This is a genomic window from Variovorax paradoxus NBRC 15149, from assembly GCF_001591365.1.
In the GTDB taxonomy this organism is placed as follows: Bacteria; Pseudomonadota; Gammaproteobacteria; order Burkholderiales; family Burkholderiaceae_C; genus Variovorax; species Variovorax paradoxus.
Window position 1 is genome coordinate 1 of the sequence record NZ_BCUT01000005.1, and the last position, 14347, is coordinate 14347.

The 14347-nt window shown below is 63.6% G+C and carries 9 protein-coding genes; 5 read left to right on the plus strand and 4 right to left on the minus strand.

Features of this window, described 5'->3' with window-relative positions; translation table 11 throughout:
• The 5 genes from VPA02S_RS20425 to bamE all read left to right on the plus strand — a co-directional run.
• Positions 1-2628, plus strand: a 2628-nt coding sequence (locus tag VPA02S_RS20425) for a tandem-95 repeat protein (protein WP_155736621.1), incomplete at its 5' end; no start/stop codon positions are given.
• A gap of 72 nt (positions 2629-2700) precedes the next feature.
• Positions 2701-4035 (plus strand): TolC family outer membrane protein, encoded by a 1335-nt coding sequence (locus tag VPA02S_RS20430; protein ID WP_062365427.1) that lies wholly within the window; start codon positions 2701-2703, stop codon positions 4033-4035.
• Positions 4032-6224, plus strand: a complete 2193-nt coding sequence (locus VPA02S_RS20435; RefSeq protein WP_062365428.1) for a type I secretion system permease/ATPase — start codon at positions 4032-4034, stop codon at positions 6222-6224. Before VPA02S_RS20430 ends, VPA02S_RS20435 begins: the two co-directional genes overlap by 4 nt.
• On the plus strand, positions 6221-7456 hold the full coding sequence (locus VPA02S_RS20440) for a beta-barrel domain-containing protein (protein WP_062365429.1): 1236 nt from the start codon (positions 6221-6223) through the stop codon (positions 7454-7456). Before VPA02S_RS20435 ends, VPA02S_RS20440 begins: the two co-directional genes overlap by 4 nt.
• Before the next feature lie 59 nt (positions 7457-7515).
• A complete protein-coding gene (bamE, locus tag VPA02S_RS20445; RefSeq protein WP_062365430.1) occupies positions 7516-7959 on the plus strand; it encodes an outer membrane protein assembly factor BamE domain-containing protein in 444 nt (147 codons plus the stop codon).
• Between the two features lie 538 nt (positions 7960-8497).
• Here bamE and VPA02S_RS31825 read toward each other — a convergent pair.
• The 4 genes from VPA02S_RS31825 to VPA02S_RS20460 all read right to left on the minus strand — a co-directional run bounded on the left by VPA02S_RS31825 (position 8498) and on the right by VPA02S_RS20460 (position 14324).
• Complete coding sequence (locus VPA02S_RS31825; RefSeq protein ID WP_155736622.1) at positions 8498-10756, minus strand: hypothetical protein; 2259 nt, start codon at positions 10754-10756, stop codon at positions 8498-8500.
• Positions 10753-11391 carry a hypothetical protein gene (locus VPA02S_RS31830; RefSeq protein ID WP_155736623.1) on the minus strand — a complete coding sequence of 213 codons (639 nt, stop codon included), beginning with the start codon at positions 11389-11391 and terminating at the stop codon, positions 10753-10755. The genes VPA02S_RS31825 and VPA02S_RS31830 overlap by 4 nt, the downstream gene beginning before the upstream one ends.
• A 708-nt stretch (positions 11392-12099) precedes the next feature.
• On the minus strand, positions 12100-13953 hold the full coding sequence (locus VPA02S_RS20455) for a DNA/RNA helicase domain-containing protein (RefSeq protein ID WP_062365432.1): 1854 nt from the start codon (positions 13951-13953) through the stop codon (positions 12100-12102).
• Positions 13950-14324, minus strand: coding sequence for a nucleotide pyrophosphohydrolase (locus tag VPA02S_RS20460; protein ID WP_062365433.1), 375 nt, complete (start codon positions 14322-14324; stop codon positions 13950-13952). Before VPA02S_RS20460 ends, VPA02S_RS20455 begins: the two co-directional genes overlap by 4 nt.
• Between the last annotated feature and the right edge of the window lie 23 nt (positions 14325-14347).

Below are 14347 nucleotides of genomic sequence, written 5' to 3' on the forward strand. Positions count from 1 at the left end.
GGCACGGTCACGGTCAACGCCGATGGCACGTACACCTACGTGCCCGGCGCCAACTTCAACGGCACCGACAGCTTCACCGTCACGGTCAGCGACGGCCACGGCGGCACGACGACGAGCACCGTGACCGTGACCGTCAACCCCGTCAACGACGCCCCCGTGTTCGTCGACGCCGGTGGCACCCCGGTGAACACGACAGACGGCTACGTCTTCGGCTACGACGAGAACCGGCCCGCAGGCGCCGTGCTCGGCACGGTCCACGCCACCGACGTCGACAGCGCGACCGTCACCTACAGCATCCTCTCGGGCAACGACAACGGCTACTTCGCCATCGACCCGGTCACGGGTGCGATCAGCCTCACGCCGGCGGGCGCTGCGGCGTTCGTCAACGACTACGAAGCGGGCGCCAACGCGCACGCGCTGGTGGTCGGCGCGAACGATGGCACGGTCACGACGTCCATCCCCGTCACGCTCAACGAGCAGAACCTCAACGAAGCGCCGACGGCGCCCGACGACACCAAGACCACGAACGAAGACACGCCCGTCAGCGGCCAGATCGTCGGCAGCGACGTCGACGGCGACACGCTGACCTACGTGAAGAGCAGCGATCCGTCGCATGGCACGGTCACGGTCAACGCCGACGGCACGTACACGTACACGCCCGGTGCCAACTTCAACGGCACCGACAGCTTCACCGTCACGGTGAGCGACGGCCACGGCGGCACGACCACCAGCACAGTGAACGTGACCGTCAACCCGGTGAACGACGCGCCATCGGCCTCAGTGAACAACGCAGAAGCCGTCTCCGAAGGCAGCCTGCCCGGCGGCATTCCGGCTGCGGGAGAGCCGCCGCTGCAATCGACCGGCACCATTTCCATCGCGGACCCGGACAGCGCGGCCGGCGACCTGTCGGTGTCGCTGAGTGGCCCCAACGGCGTCACCTCCGGCGGCCAGCCGGTGTCGTGGACCTGGGACGCGGGCACGCACACGCTCACGGGCAGCGTCACCGTCGGCGGCGTCACCACCGAGGTGATGACCGTGGCTGTGGGCAATGTCAGCGCCACGGGCGCGGGGCAGTTCGAGGCGGGCTACACCGTCACGCTGAAGGCGCCGATCGATCATCCGCCGGGCAACGGCGAAGGCGTGTCGAACCTGCACTTCGAAGCCGTGGTGAGCGATGGCCAGGCCAGCGGCGCGCCGGTGGGCTTCGAGGTGCCCGTCAAGGACGATGCGCCGGTGCTCGTGAACGGCGAGCAGGCCGTCGACGTGGCGCCGATCGATACCAACCTCATGGTGATCCTGGACCTTTCCGGGAGCATGGGCCAGGAAACCCCGACACGCCTCAGCCGTGCGAAAGAGGCGATCCAGAATCTGATCGACGGCTACGACCTGTACGGCGACGTGCGGGTGCAGCTCGTCACCTTCAGCACGACCGGGGCCTCGCAGCAGGCCTGGATGACGGCGGCCGAAGCCAAGGCGCTGGTGCAGAACCTGCAGGCCGCTGGCAGCACCAACTACGACGCGGCCCTGGCTGCGGCGATGAACGGCTTCTCGGCCACCGGCAAGCTGGACGGGGCCCAGAACGTGTCCTACTTCCTCACGGACGGCGAGCCGACGCTGGGCGACGGCAACACGGCGCAGTTGGCGAACAGCAGCAACAGCAGTACGGCCGACAGGGGCATCCAGGCCGGGGAAGAAGCGATCTGGACGAACTTCCTCAACACCCACCAGATCAACTCGTTCGCACTGGGCCTGGGCTCGAGCCTGAACGCGGAGGCACAGGCTTTCATCGACCCCATCGCCTACAACGGCAACACCGGCGCGAACACCAATGGCCAGATCATCACCGACACGAGCCAGCTGAACGACGTGCTGCAAGGCACGATCAGCGTGCCACCCACCGTCAGCAACCTGCTGACCGGCGGCCTCGGCGGCTCGTCGGGCTTCGGTGCCGACGGCGGCCATGTGTCCACGCTGAGCATCGACGGCACCACCTACGCCTTCGACAGCAGCACCGGCCTGATGACGAAGGCCGGCCCCGCCGCCGGCAGCGACTACAGCTACGACGCGGCGACGCACCAGGTCACCATTGCCACGGCGCAGGGCGGCAAGCTGGTCGTGGACTTCGACTCGGGCGAGTTCAGCTACCAGGTGGCACCGCGCACCAGCGGCTCGCACAACTACGACGAGACGCTCAGCTACCAGGTGGTCGACCGCGACGGCGATGCGAGCAACGCGGCCACGCAGACGCTGCACGTCAACTACACGCCCGCAGCCGGTGCAGCGGGGGCGGCAGCGCTCTTCACCTCGGCCGACTCGCTGGGGCTGGCCGGCGTCGACGCAGCGACGGTGTCGCTCGAGCAGCAGCAACCGCACGACGCGCCGCATTCCCCCTACGGCGACAGCCCATGGGGCGGCACGCAGCTGTCCGACATGCTGCATGCCTACAACGCGGCCGAGTCGCTGCAGGTGCTGCTGCAGGCCGCGTTCCCGCCGGCCTTTGCGAGCACGCAGGCATCGCCCACGGTGCTGGCCCTGGCGTCGTCGGCCGACTCGCTCACGGCCTACGCACCGCCCGTGGCCCCTTCGCTCGACGACGAGCTTCACATGGGCCTCGCGTTTCACCACTGACCCACCGGGGCGTCGGCGCCGCTTGCGGCGTCGACACCTTGTGGTCCACACGCTGTCCGCACGTTCTTACGCATGTCTGCTTCCCGTTTCCTTCCGCCCGCCGCCGCGGGCCTTTTCTTCCTGCTCGCCGGCACGGCGGCGTTTGCGCAAGCGAGCGCCGCCACCCCGCTGGGCATGACCGAGGCCGTGCGCCTGGCCGCCACATCGCACCCGACCGTGCGCAACGCCGTCGGGCAAGCGCTGCAGGCGGGCGAGGGCATTGCGGACGCCCGCTCGGGCTACTACCCGCAGGTCAGCGCGGGCCTCAGCGCACGCACGGGCAACCGGCAGTTGCAGACCGACGGTCGCCGCCAGGTGCACCAGGCCTCGCTGTCGGTGACCCAGATGCTGTACGACTTCGGCAAGGTGTCGAGCGCCGTGAATGAGGCCGAGGCCTCGGCCACGGCCGCGCGCGCCAAGCTGCTGTTGGCGGTCGACGACGTGGTGCGCGACACCGCCCAGGCATGGATCGAAGTGCATCGCCAGCAGGCGCTCGGCGAAATCGCGCAGGCCCAGGTGAAGGGCGTGCAGTCGCTGGCCGGCCTGGTGGGCGAGCGCCAGGCCAAGGGCGCCACCAGCCAGTCCGACGTGGCACAGGCGCAGTCGCGCCTGGAGGCCGCGCGTGCCCAGCAACTCAACACCGCGTCCCAGGCCGAGCGCTGGCGCCTCAACCTCATGCATCTGACCCAGGGCCGCATGCCGGCCGACATTGCCGGCGAAGCGTCGGCGCCGCTCGCGAGCGCCTGCGCCGCGCACCCGCAGACGGCCTTGCCCGCACCGGCCGTGCAGATGGCGCAGGCCGAGCGCGACATGGCACAGGCCGCGCTGCGCGGTGCCGATGCGCAATTGCTGCCCACGCTGTCGCTCAACGCCGGCGTCAACCGGGGGCTCGAATCGGGCGCGCGGCTTGCCGGCCAGTCCGGCACCGAAAGCACGCTCACCGTGAACTTCAGCGCGCCGCTGTACGAAGGCGGGCGCAGCCAGGCCCGCCAGCGCGCCGCCGTGCACGCGGTCGAAGCGGCCGAGGCCGCGCTGGGCTATGCACAGCTCAACGTGCGGCAGCGGCTCGAAGACGCGCGCGTGCAATCGCAAGGCCACGCGCTGCGCCTGCCCGTGCTCGCCGCGCGCGTGCACAGCACGCAGCGCACGCGCGACCTGTACCGCGAGCAGTACCTGCAGCTGGGCACGCGCTCGCTGCTCGACCTGCTCAATGCCGAGCAGGAGTTCCACGGCGCGCGCTTCGAGCAGGCCGAGAGCGTGCACGAAGTGCAGCGCCTCGCGGTCGAGTGCCTGTACCAGTCGGGCCGCCTGCGCGAAGCCTTCGGGCTGGTCGATGCGGGCGAGCTCGTGGCCGGAGGCCAGCCATGACCGCCACCACGATGCCCGAGCTTTCTGCCGCGCGCGGCCCCGAGCTGCTCGCCGGCTGGGTCGACGCCGTGCTGGCCGTGGCCGCCCACTACCACCTGGACACCTCGCGCGAGCGCATCCGCGGCGCTGCCGCGTGGAGCGGCCACGAAGACATCGGCGAGCGCGTGCGCCAGATGGCCCGCCAGGCCGGGCTCACCGTGCGCCAGGTCGCGCCGCGCCTGGACACCCTGAGCCCCTGGCGGTTGCCCGTGGTGCTGCAGCTGCGCGACGGGCAGGTGGCCGTGGTCACCGCCATTTCGGCCCAGGGCCTGCGCGTGATGCTCGGTGGCGACCAGGGCGCGGAAACCGTCTGCACGATCGACGAGCTGCAGCCCGCGCTCGAAGCCATGGCCGTGCTGCGGCCCGCGCAGTCCGCACCCGACTCGCGCGTCGATGCCTACATCCGCCCCGTCGAGCCGCACTGGCTGCGACAGATCGTGCTGGCGGACTGGCGGCCCTACGCCCACATCCTTGTCGCATCGCTCGCCTACAACCTGATGGCGCTGGCCGGCACGCTGTTCTCGATGCAGGTGTACGACCGCGTCGTGCCCGCGCAGTCGCTGCCCACGCTGCATGTGCTGTTCGGCGGCGTGCTGCTGTCGATCGCGTTCAGCTGGGTCATGCGCGGCGCGCGCATGCGCATCACCGACGTGGTGGGCAAGCGCGCCGACCTGCGCATTTCGGACCGCGTGTTCGGCCACGCGCTGCGCGTGCGCGGCTCGGCGCGCCCGCGCGCCACCGGCACCTTCATCTCGCAGCTGCGCGAGCTGGAGCCCGTGCGCGAAATGCTCACGTCGACCACCGTGGCGGCGGTGGCCGACCTGCCGTTCTTCTTCGTGTTCTGCGTGCTCTTCTGGTTCATTGCCGGCTGGCTCGTGCTCGTGCCGCTGGCCGCGTGCGTGCTGCTGCTCGTGCCCAGCCTGCTGGCGCAGCGGCGCCTGCGCGCGCTGGCCCAGGCGGGCATGCGCGAATCGTCGCTGCGCAACGCCATGCTGGTCGAGGCCGTGCAGGGCATCGACGACATCAAGGTGCTGCAGGCCGAGCCGCGCTTCCAGAACCAGTGGAACCACTACAACGCCGTCAACGCCGACTCGGGCCTGCAACTGCGCGCGCTGCTCAACACCCTGAGCAACTGGTCGCAGACCGTGCAGGGCGGCGCCTTTGCCTTCGTCGTGTTCTTCGGTGCGCCGCTGGTGATGGACGGGCAGATGAGCACCGGCGTGCTCGTGGCCGCATCGATTTTGTCGACCCGCATGCTCGCGCCGCTGGCCGGCGTGACGCAGGTGCTCAACCGCTGGCAGCAGGCCAAGGTGGCCGGCGAATCGCTCGACCAGCTCATGAAGCTCCCGGTCGACCACCCGCCCCATGAGACGCGCGTGCACCGGCCCGCCGTGCAGGGCGACTACACGCTGCGCGACGCCGTCTTCAGCCACGACGGCCAGACCACCGCGCTGCACGTGAAGGCGCTGCACATCGGCCCTGGCGAGCGCATTGCCGTGCTCGGGTGCAACGGTGCGGGCAAGTCGACGCTGCTGCAGGCGCTGTCGGGTCTCATCGAACCGCGCGCGGGCAGCGTGGTGCTCGACGGCGTGTCGATGGCCCACATCGACCCCGCCGACGTGCGCCGCGACGTCGGCCTGCTCGCGCAAGACGCGCGCCTGTTCCACGGCACCCTGCGCGAGAACCTGCAGATGGGCACGCCCCATGCCACCGACGCCGAATTGATCACCGCCCTGCAAGCCACCGGCGCCTGGGCCTTTGTGCGCCGCCTGCCCACCGGGCTGGACCATCCGCTGCTGGAAGGCGGGCGCGGCCTCTCGGGCGGGCAGCGCCAGAGCCTGCTGCTCGCGCGGCTCATGCTGCGCCGCCCCAGCGTGCTGCTGCTCGACGAGCCCACCGCCTCGCTCGACGAAGTGGCCGAGCGCGAAGTGATCGAACAACTGCGCGCTCTGTCCGCAGGCCGCACGCTGGTGCTGGCCACGCACCGCCCGGCCGTGCTCGATGCGGTGGACCGCATCCTCGTGGTGGACGGCGGCGCCGTCGTGCTCGACGGGCCGCGCGACCAGGTGATGGCGCGGCTGCGCCAGGGCGCGGCCGCATCGCGCGAGACAACGGCCCTCGCAGGCCGTGGCAAGGAGGCACAGGCATGAACGCCGTGACATTGACCAACAAGGCACCGGTGCCTGCGCAGGTATCCACCGCCACCGTGTGGGGCCCCGGCGGCGCCGGCGACTTCGACGAGGCGCGCGCCAGCGGCTCCGCGCGCGTCGTGTGGTTCATCGCGCTCTTTCTGCTCGCGTTCTTCGTGTGGGCCTGGTGCTTCGAGATCGACGAAGTGTCCAGCGGCATGGGCAAGGTGATTCCCAGCTCGCGTGAGCAGCGCATCCAGTCGCTCGAAGGCGGCATCCTTGCCGAGCTGCGCGTGCACGAAGGCCAGATCGTCGAGAAGGGCGAGGTGCTCGCGCAGCTCGACCCGACGCGCGGCGAATCGAGCGTGGAAGAAACCGCCGCGCGCTACCGCGCCGCACTGGCCAGCAGCGTGCGCCTGCGCGCCGAGGTGGAAGGGCATAGCACCCTTCAGTTCCCCGCCGAGCTGAAGGCGTACGCGCAGCTGGTCGACTCCGAAAGCGCGCTCTTCCGCTCGCGGCAGGGCAGCATGCGCGACACCGTTTCGGGCCTGGGCCAGGCGCTTGCGCTCGTGCGCAAAGAGCTCGACATCACCCGCTCGCTGCAGGTGAGCGGCGCGGCCAGCAACGTCGAGCTCATCCGCCTGCAACGCCAGGCCGCCGACCTGGAGCTGAAGATCTCCGAGGCGCGATCGAACTACATGGTGCGCAGCCGCGAGGAACTCGCCAAGGCCGATGCCGAGGTGAAGTCCTTGTCGTCCGTGGTGCGCGGGCGTGCAGACTCGCTCGAGCGGCTCACCCTGAACTCGCCCGTGCGCGGCATCGTCAAGAGCTTGCAGGTCACCACCATCGGCGGCGTCGTGCCGCCCAACGGCTCGCTCCTGACCCTGGTGCCGCTGGACGACCAGTTGCTGGTCGAAGCGCGCATCTCGCCTCGCGACATCGCCTTCATGCGGCCCGGGCAGGAGGCGCAGATCAAGGTCACCGCCTATGACTACGCCGTGTACGGCGGCCTCAAAGGGCGTGTGGTGACCATCGCACCCGACACGCAGCGCGACGAGGTCAAGCCCGAGATCGTCTACTACCCCGTACTCGTGCGCACCGACTCCGACGCACTGACCGACAAGGCCGGCCGCCGCATGCCCATCGTGCCCGGCATGGTGACCACCGCCGACATCCGCACCGGTCGCAAGACCGTGTGGGACTACCTGACCAAGCCGCTGAACAAGGCGCGCGAAGCCATGCGCGAGCGCTGATTCGCGCGCGCTCATTCATCTCTCCCAAGAATCCCATCCGACCCAAGAGGAAGCCAGCCATGAAAAAGACCCCGCACGCATCACCCACCGTTGCCGCCTTCGCGCTCGCCGCCGCGCTGCTCGGCACCGCCACCCATGTGGCGGCGCGCGATAACCCTGTAGACCCCGTGAGCAACCCCGACAAGCTGGACTATCGCGACGTCGAGGCGCGCCGCCCTGACTTCAAGGAGCCCTTTCTGCGCGACGGCATCGTGTCGCGGCCCGAGCGCTTTCGCGAGATCAAGCCCGGGGTCAATCAGGCCCAGGTGCTCGCCGTGCTCGGGCAGGCGCTGAGGCAGCAGCGCGGCGCGCTCGGCACTGAGTGGGACTACCAGTTCAAGTTCCAAATGCCGCAATCGGCCAACTACCTCGTATGCCAGTACAAAGTCGTGTTCGACGACGGCCAAACCGTACGCAGCGCCGCGTGGCGCCGTCGGCAATGCCTGGACCTGATCCCACACTGAACTGCCGGCTGGCGATCGAGCCGTCGACCCGCTACGCCCAGGAGCGTGCGGGTTTTTGATGTGGGGGAGACGCCGTGATTCGGGTCTTTGGTGCTTCGACAGGAATGAAAAATCATTCAGAAAGCCGCATGAATATTGAGTTATTGTTTTATTGATTAATAAAGTACCGACAAAAATACCGATAAAGTTCAATCCGTCATTGCCTGTCGCATCTCAACGACACGCGTGTCCCTTTGGCAGTCCTGCCCTCGGCGCTTCGCGATGAAATTCCTCATGGTGCGGGCCAAGCTCTCAGCCGTCGACTACCCGCGCGCTCCTGGAAAGGTTTCCCAAAGAGGTTCCGACAGTCCTCCATACGCAAGAATGACAGCCGTCACGCATTCGCGGCGTCCGGCGACTTCAAGCCCAGCGCCGTTCTGAAGCCGCCCTCGCAAAGCTCCGGACCGTCCTGCAAGCCATCCATCAAGACTGCACGCCAATCATTCGCGCCGAATCTCTTGGTCAACAACCCACCACAAGTTCGTTAACACGATCGGCATCACATGCTCGTCTGTTCGCTCTTCTTTTGAATCTCTTGGGCCAGCAGCTTTACATAGCTAGGAATGTACGCAGATGACAGCACGGCCTCCTTCACACTTTCTGTATGGTGCGAGCATAGCTTGAGCCTGCTCGTCGCCAAGGCAACAATAAATTCGGTCAAGATTTGGCCACGCGAGACTCTCCACTCACTCACCTCATAGAGAATGATGTCGGTGACACTCCGACTTAGCGGCAGATTTGACTCGTAATTGAGTTCTGAAGGTCTCGCCGCCCTCAATATCGACGCACGAAGAACCGCGTCATTGAACTTCATGAAGTTGTTTGGATCAACGAGCACCTCCGAATAGACGGAGAACTCCAAGGCTCGCCTAAGGGTCGAGATGTCACTGGTTGCAAGAGGATCCCGATTTAGCCCAAGTGCTGTTGCAACCAGGTTGCAAACGATGGCGTAAATGTCGGCTTGCGATTCGCTGCCATCCACAGGCAGGAAAACGAAGTCCGACTGAAGTTTGAGAGCTTGGCGATTCTGGCCGTACCAGAACAGATTTTCATATGCTGACCCGTTGTCCCTCAGCCACGCTAGTCGCTCACGAATTTCGTAAGGAACAGCGTCTATGCCGCCAATGTCGACGATGCCTTGCAGCATCCCAAGTTCGCTATCCCAGCTGGATAAGGCTTCTGTTCTGTAACGCAGAATCACGACCGATCCAGCTTCAAACTCAAATGTGTTCGGCCCGTTCGCCCCAGACCTAAGAGCTGACCGGAGCTGCTTGAATTGTTCAGGCGATTCAACGAGGGTTGCCGCTGCTACGTAAGATACAGTCCCGTCCGGCGTAACTGCTCTCAGAATTTCATTGATCTTTCTTGGGATGTGCACCGATTCGATGCAAGAAAATGCCACAAGTGCGTTGGCTCTATGCGTTGGGGTGAGGTCCTGAAGGTGATCGGACTTCGTAGCTGCCGGCAGTGAACCCTTTCCGCTCTTGTAAGGCTCAAAAGCCGCGATGTCGCTACTTGTGAGCTCATCGGAGACTAGCAAGTCTAGAGACGGCGCCGCCTTGCTCTCTGTCAGTGCTGCCTGTAGTGTCTGCTGACAGGCCTGTAGCACCTTGGCTTGATCCATCGACAATTCCAAGTATGGAACATTGGTTCCAGGCGCGTGCAATAAGACAGAGATGGCGCCACGCGACTTGACAGCGGAAAAGAACTCTTTGGCACCGCCTTTCATTGAGCATCTCCCAGCGTCTGTCCCATGGAATGCAATGTTAAGGAGGTCGACTTTTCGCTTCTGCAGCAAGAATTGATCGCCTTCGAACGACGCGGCAGGGATACCCTCTTTGCACCACTTGCAGTCGTTTGCTCGGAAGGTCTCTATGGGAGAGTAGCCCCAAGCTTCGGTGTCGCGCGCGGTCAAGTCAGCAACCACTGCTCCTTGGTACTGGTCAAACCCTTCCGCTTGAATGTAGAAAAGGGTGACGATACGGTCTTCGTTCGAGGTGCGAAGCGAAATCTCTTCCGCGAGCCCGCCGGACGTCGATGCGGAAATCAAGACGAGATGATTGGTATTTGCTCGCGATAGACGGTCTAAGCCGTCATAGCTGCTAAAAGATTCGATTGGCGGGCGCGATCGCCACATGCTTCGCAAATGCGCTTGTTCAATGATGCTCGCGCCCACTGCGACGAGCGGACCGGTGTCAACATAGATACGCTGAACATCGGCAGATGGGACGTGCGGCAGCGTGAAAAAGGCTAGAAGCATGCATTCCAGTGATCCGGTCAGCGCGTTCGCTGCTCGCAGGAAACTAAGCGCATGCTTTCCTGAAGTCTTCCCGAAATGAATGCCGTCGGGTGCGTGTACAACGCAGCGGCGCTGTTGAAAGAGGTCCGCCATCCAACCGGTTCGAGTCACTGCGGGAAGCTCTTCTGGTTGACCTGCGTCAACTCCGGTGAGCATTATTTTCTTGATTGCTGCATCGAAGTGCGCGAATCTCAGTTCGGGGGAATTTGATGCGTTACGAAGATGACGAACAGCAATAAGGCTTTCCAGGACTTCCTGATCAGACACCAGAGGCGCGAGAATCGTGATGGACTTCGCCAGTGGGAAAGAAGCAATGACATCTCGAATGTCTTGGCTCAACGTGCCTTCAGAAAACTCACTTTCATAGACGAGTAGATGGCTTTCCGTGTAAGTATCAACCGTTGGAGGAACTTCTGCTGACGTCGCCGAGCGACAGATGAACTGATTGCGTACGTTCATAGCCACCCTAGCGGCACCAGCGTGCGGATGGCGACGCCTTTGACTTCAGTGTTTTCCGTTGGGCTAGGTCTGACAGGATTATCAAAGTCGAGCATGCGAACCTTTGGCATTCCTGGTCGTGTGCGCGATTCGCGTGACTCCATCTGAATCTGATGGTCGCCGGTGAAGAAGCTGCGATAAGCCTTTGTTCGTCCGGAGCGAACTTGAATCGCGCCCCTCAGAAAGTGCAGAGCACGGAGGACCTCGTAGAGCCCGATTCCTCTTGGATCGCCCTCAGGCAGATGCTGTGCTTCCTCACTATGCTTGTCCAAGCATTCGCGAAGACATGTCCACTCTTCTGCGAGGCTATCGGAGGCCAGAAGTGCGCGCTTGTGTTTTGATCCAAAGAAGCCAACGCCGGAGTCCACCACCGAGATCTCTAGACATTCGACGGCTGCGCCGAGCTTCTTTTGGAGGACGGGATTGCCGCCAGTTTGCACAACCACGGTCCGAACGAGGATTGCACGGATGACATCTGCTTTAAGCGTGCGTCGGTCGTATCCGAACCTTGCGTGAATCTGTGTGTTTTCGAAGAGTTCGAAAACCACGGACGTCAAAGCGTCTCGCCACTTCAGCACTAGCTCTTCGTTCGGCATTCCCGTGACTCGAGAAGCTAAGATTGGATCGAGTACAGCGGACAACTCGGACCGGGTTCTCAAACGGTTCGGAGAAGCGTACAGCGCTCGATTCCAACCTCGTGTAAGGCTCTCGAAGCAGACTAGCGAGTCAGATCGTTCGAACCAGTCCGGTGATAGCCTGTGAACGGTGAGCGCGGACTGCAGCGCGACACGCCTCTGCGCCGACAATGCTTCTCCATTCGCCGTTCGATGACGAGCGTTCTCGAAGCAGATCGCGCAACTGAATATTGCCGCCGCGCCTGGCGAGCGAGTAAGCACATCCAAAGCGGTTTCTTCCCATCTACATTCCGGTAAGGTTTTGAGTGCTAAGCAAGAAAGGAATCGTTGAAGGGTCCACGGGTCGTTCAACAGATCCATCTCATCAGAGTGATCAATCGACAGTAAGAAGTACGAGGTAGCACTGACGCGCGTCAGTGCTTCATCGGACCTAAGGTCTCCTGGAATCCGGAGTGGCGTCAACGTGGATGAGAATTCTTGCAGTGGCGGCATCGGTTAGTCTTTCGAGCAACTCGGATGGCAATGGGCTCGGTAGGTTGATGTCTGCACGCCTGACTCGAGTCCCTTGTGATCGGCACTAGATTGTGAGTCAGGCTATGAAGCACATTTGATGCGCATAGTATGGACTCTAATCACATTCCGTTGACCTGCGGACTGTACCCAAACATGCTATGCCCGTGTCCTAAGATACTCAGCCAACTTCGCATCGGTGGCGTAGACGTAGCACCCTTTCATTCCCCGCGTCATCAGTGTGCGATACGTGTTCTTGATAATCATGTCGGCCTGCCGAGCCGTCTCAGCCGGCTGCTCCTTCGACATCTTCACGAAACCCTTCATAGTCTTGTCGTGTCTATCGCGTGCCCTGGGCACTGACTTCAGGGTGTCGCTGTCCATCACGAGGTCAGGCCCAATGATGACCCCAACGTAATCGACTTCCAGTCCCTGGCAGGTGTGGATACACCCCACTTGCAGAACTGATTCAGGCGCGACGATCCATAGACTTCCGTCTTGATCGAGATTCCACTGACGTTCGTAGTCGCCGATGACGACGTCGTTCTGTTTCGGATCCTTCCTGCTGTTCCAAGGCCAGCAGTAACCGGCGACCACGCGCGCGCGGTTGTTCCCGTTCTTTGCCTCAATCGCCGCATGCAGAGCGGATGGGTCATCGAACACCTGAAAATCGAAGGGGATACCGTCGAGGGCCTTATTGGCCGTTGGACGGATTTGAAGCACGTCGTCCAACCACGCGAGGTAGCCGTTGGAGCCTGCGCAACGAAACTGCGATGCCAGCGAATATTCTTCGACCTCCGCTCCGCGGGCTGCGGCGAATTCACGGATGACTGCCTTGGACCCCACATCCTTGAGCGTCACGCGCTGATCTTCGTCAATGAAAAAGATGCTGCACTTGGCCGACTCGATCAGTTCCTTGACCTGGTGGGTCCCCAGGTTCCCGTAGAAGCCGCTCTTCTCGGTCAGGCGGTGGGCCTCATCCACCACCAGCACATCGAAGGCATCGCGCTCGGCTTCGGTGAAGGAGCCTGATCCGCCGAACAGATTGACGAGGTGCGCATTCTCTGGTGTCTGGATGAGCTTGTCGCTGTAGACAGCGCGCGGGGCTGCGTTCTTCGAGATGTATTTGACCGTCAGGCCATCGCGCAGCGCGGCAAGTAGGTTGACCGCCACGAGGGACTTGCCCGTTCCCGGGCCGCCTTCGACGATCACGACACGAGGCTTGCCGGAGGCATTGGCTTGGCGGCATGCCGCTTTGGCTGCCTCGAAAACCTCCTTCTGGCCGTCGATCAGCGTGAACTCGCTGTTGCCTTTGAGCAGCTTGCCGACGACATCCGCGAGCGCTTTGGAGGGCCGCAGGCGGCCGTTCTCAAGATCGAACAGCACCTGCCGGCCTCGGCCGTGCTTGATGTGCTGCTTGATGAACTCGCGCAGCCGCTTGCGATCCTCGTCGCCCTTCAGGAACAGAGGGGCGCGATCGATATAGGGCTGGTAGTGGGGCGCGTCGATGACGCCATCGGCGGCGTAGTTGTGCAGGTATGCGCAAGGGTGTAGCTGTAGCCCGCCGTCATAGACTGCTTCATTGAAGCCTTCCAAAAATGCCGCATAGGACCAAGCCTGATAACTGGGATGGACTCGCACTTGGCCCGATCGACTACCAGCGTGCAGCAACACGATCGCATCCCGGTCGGTGGCATCGACTGACGACCATTGCTTGAGTTCGACGACGATCAAACGCCGTGAACCATCGTCGGCGTGCCCCGCAAGGATCACATCGATACGCTTGGCCGTCTGCGGCAGGATGAATTCCACGGCCACACCCACGTCGTCGGCGATGGTTGGGTCACGCAGCACGCGCGCGATGTAGCCCAGCGACTCACGCCACGACCGAATTTCCGCCTTCGCGACTTTGCGGCGGGTCGCTGCTTGGTATTTGGCGTGAATGACGTCTTCGATGTCGCGGTCGTCATAGTCGATCAGAAACTCCCTCTTGTCGGCCTGGTAGACGATCATGACTTTGGCAGTTGGTCGTACTTGGTGTTGACGCCGCGCGAGACCTCAATGGGGTATTTGGCCGCATTGGAGGTGAGTTTGGCAGCGACAGCTGCGTTGAGGTCGACCCCCAGCACATCAGCGAGTCGGATCAGGTACAGGGCGACATCAGCGAGTTCGTCGCGCACCGCGCCGGCAGTTTTTGGCATCGAGGCGGCGTTGTGCGAGTCAGCCTCCGTCATCCATTGAAAGATCTCGGTGAGCTCACCGACTTCACCCGCGAGGGCCATGACCAAGTTCTTGGGCGAGTGGAACTGTTGCCAGTCCCGGTCTTCGGCAAATTGCCTCAGTGCCCGTGCCGCACCCTCTACGTCAATCAAAGGATTTTCCACGTCCTGTTCCTTTCATGAAAGAT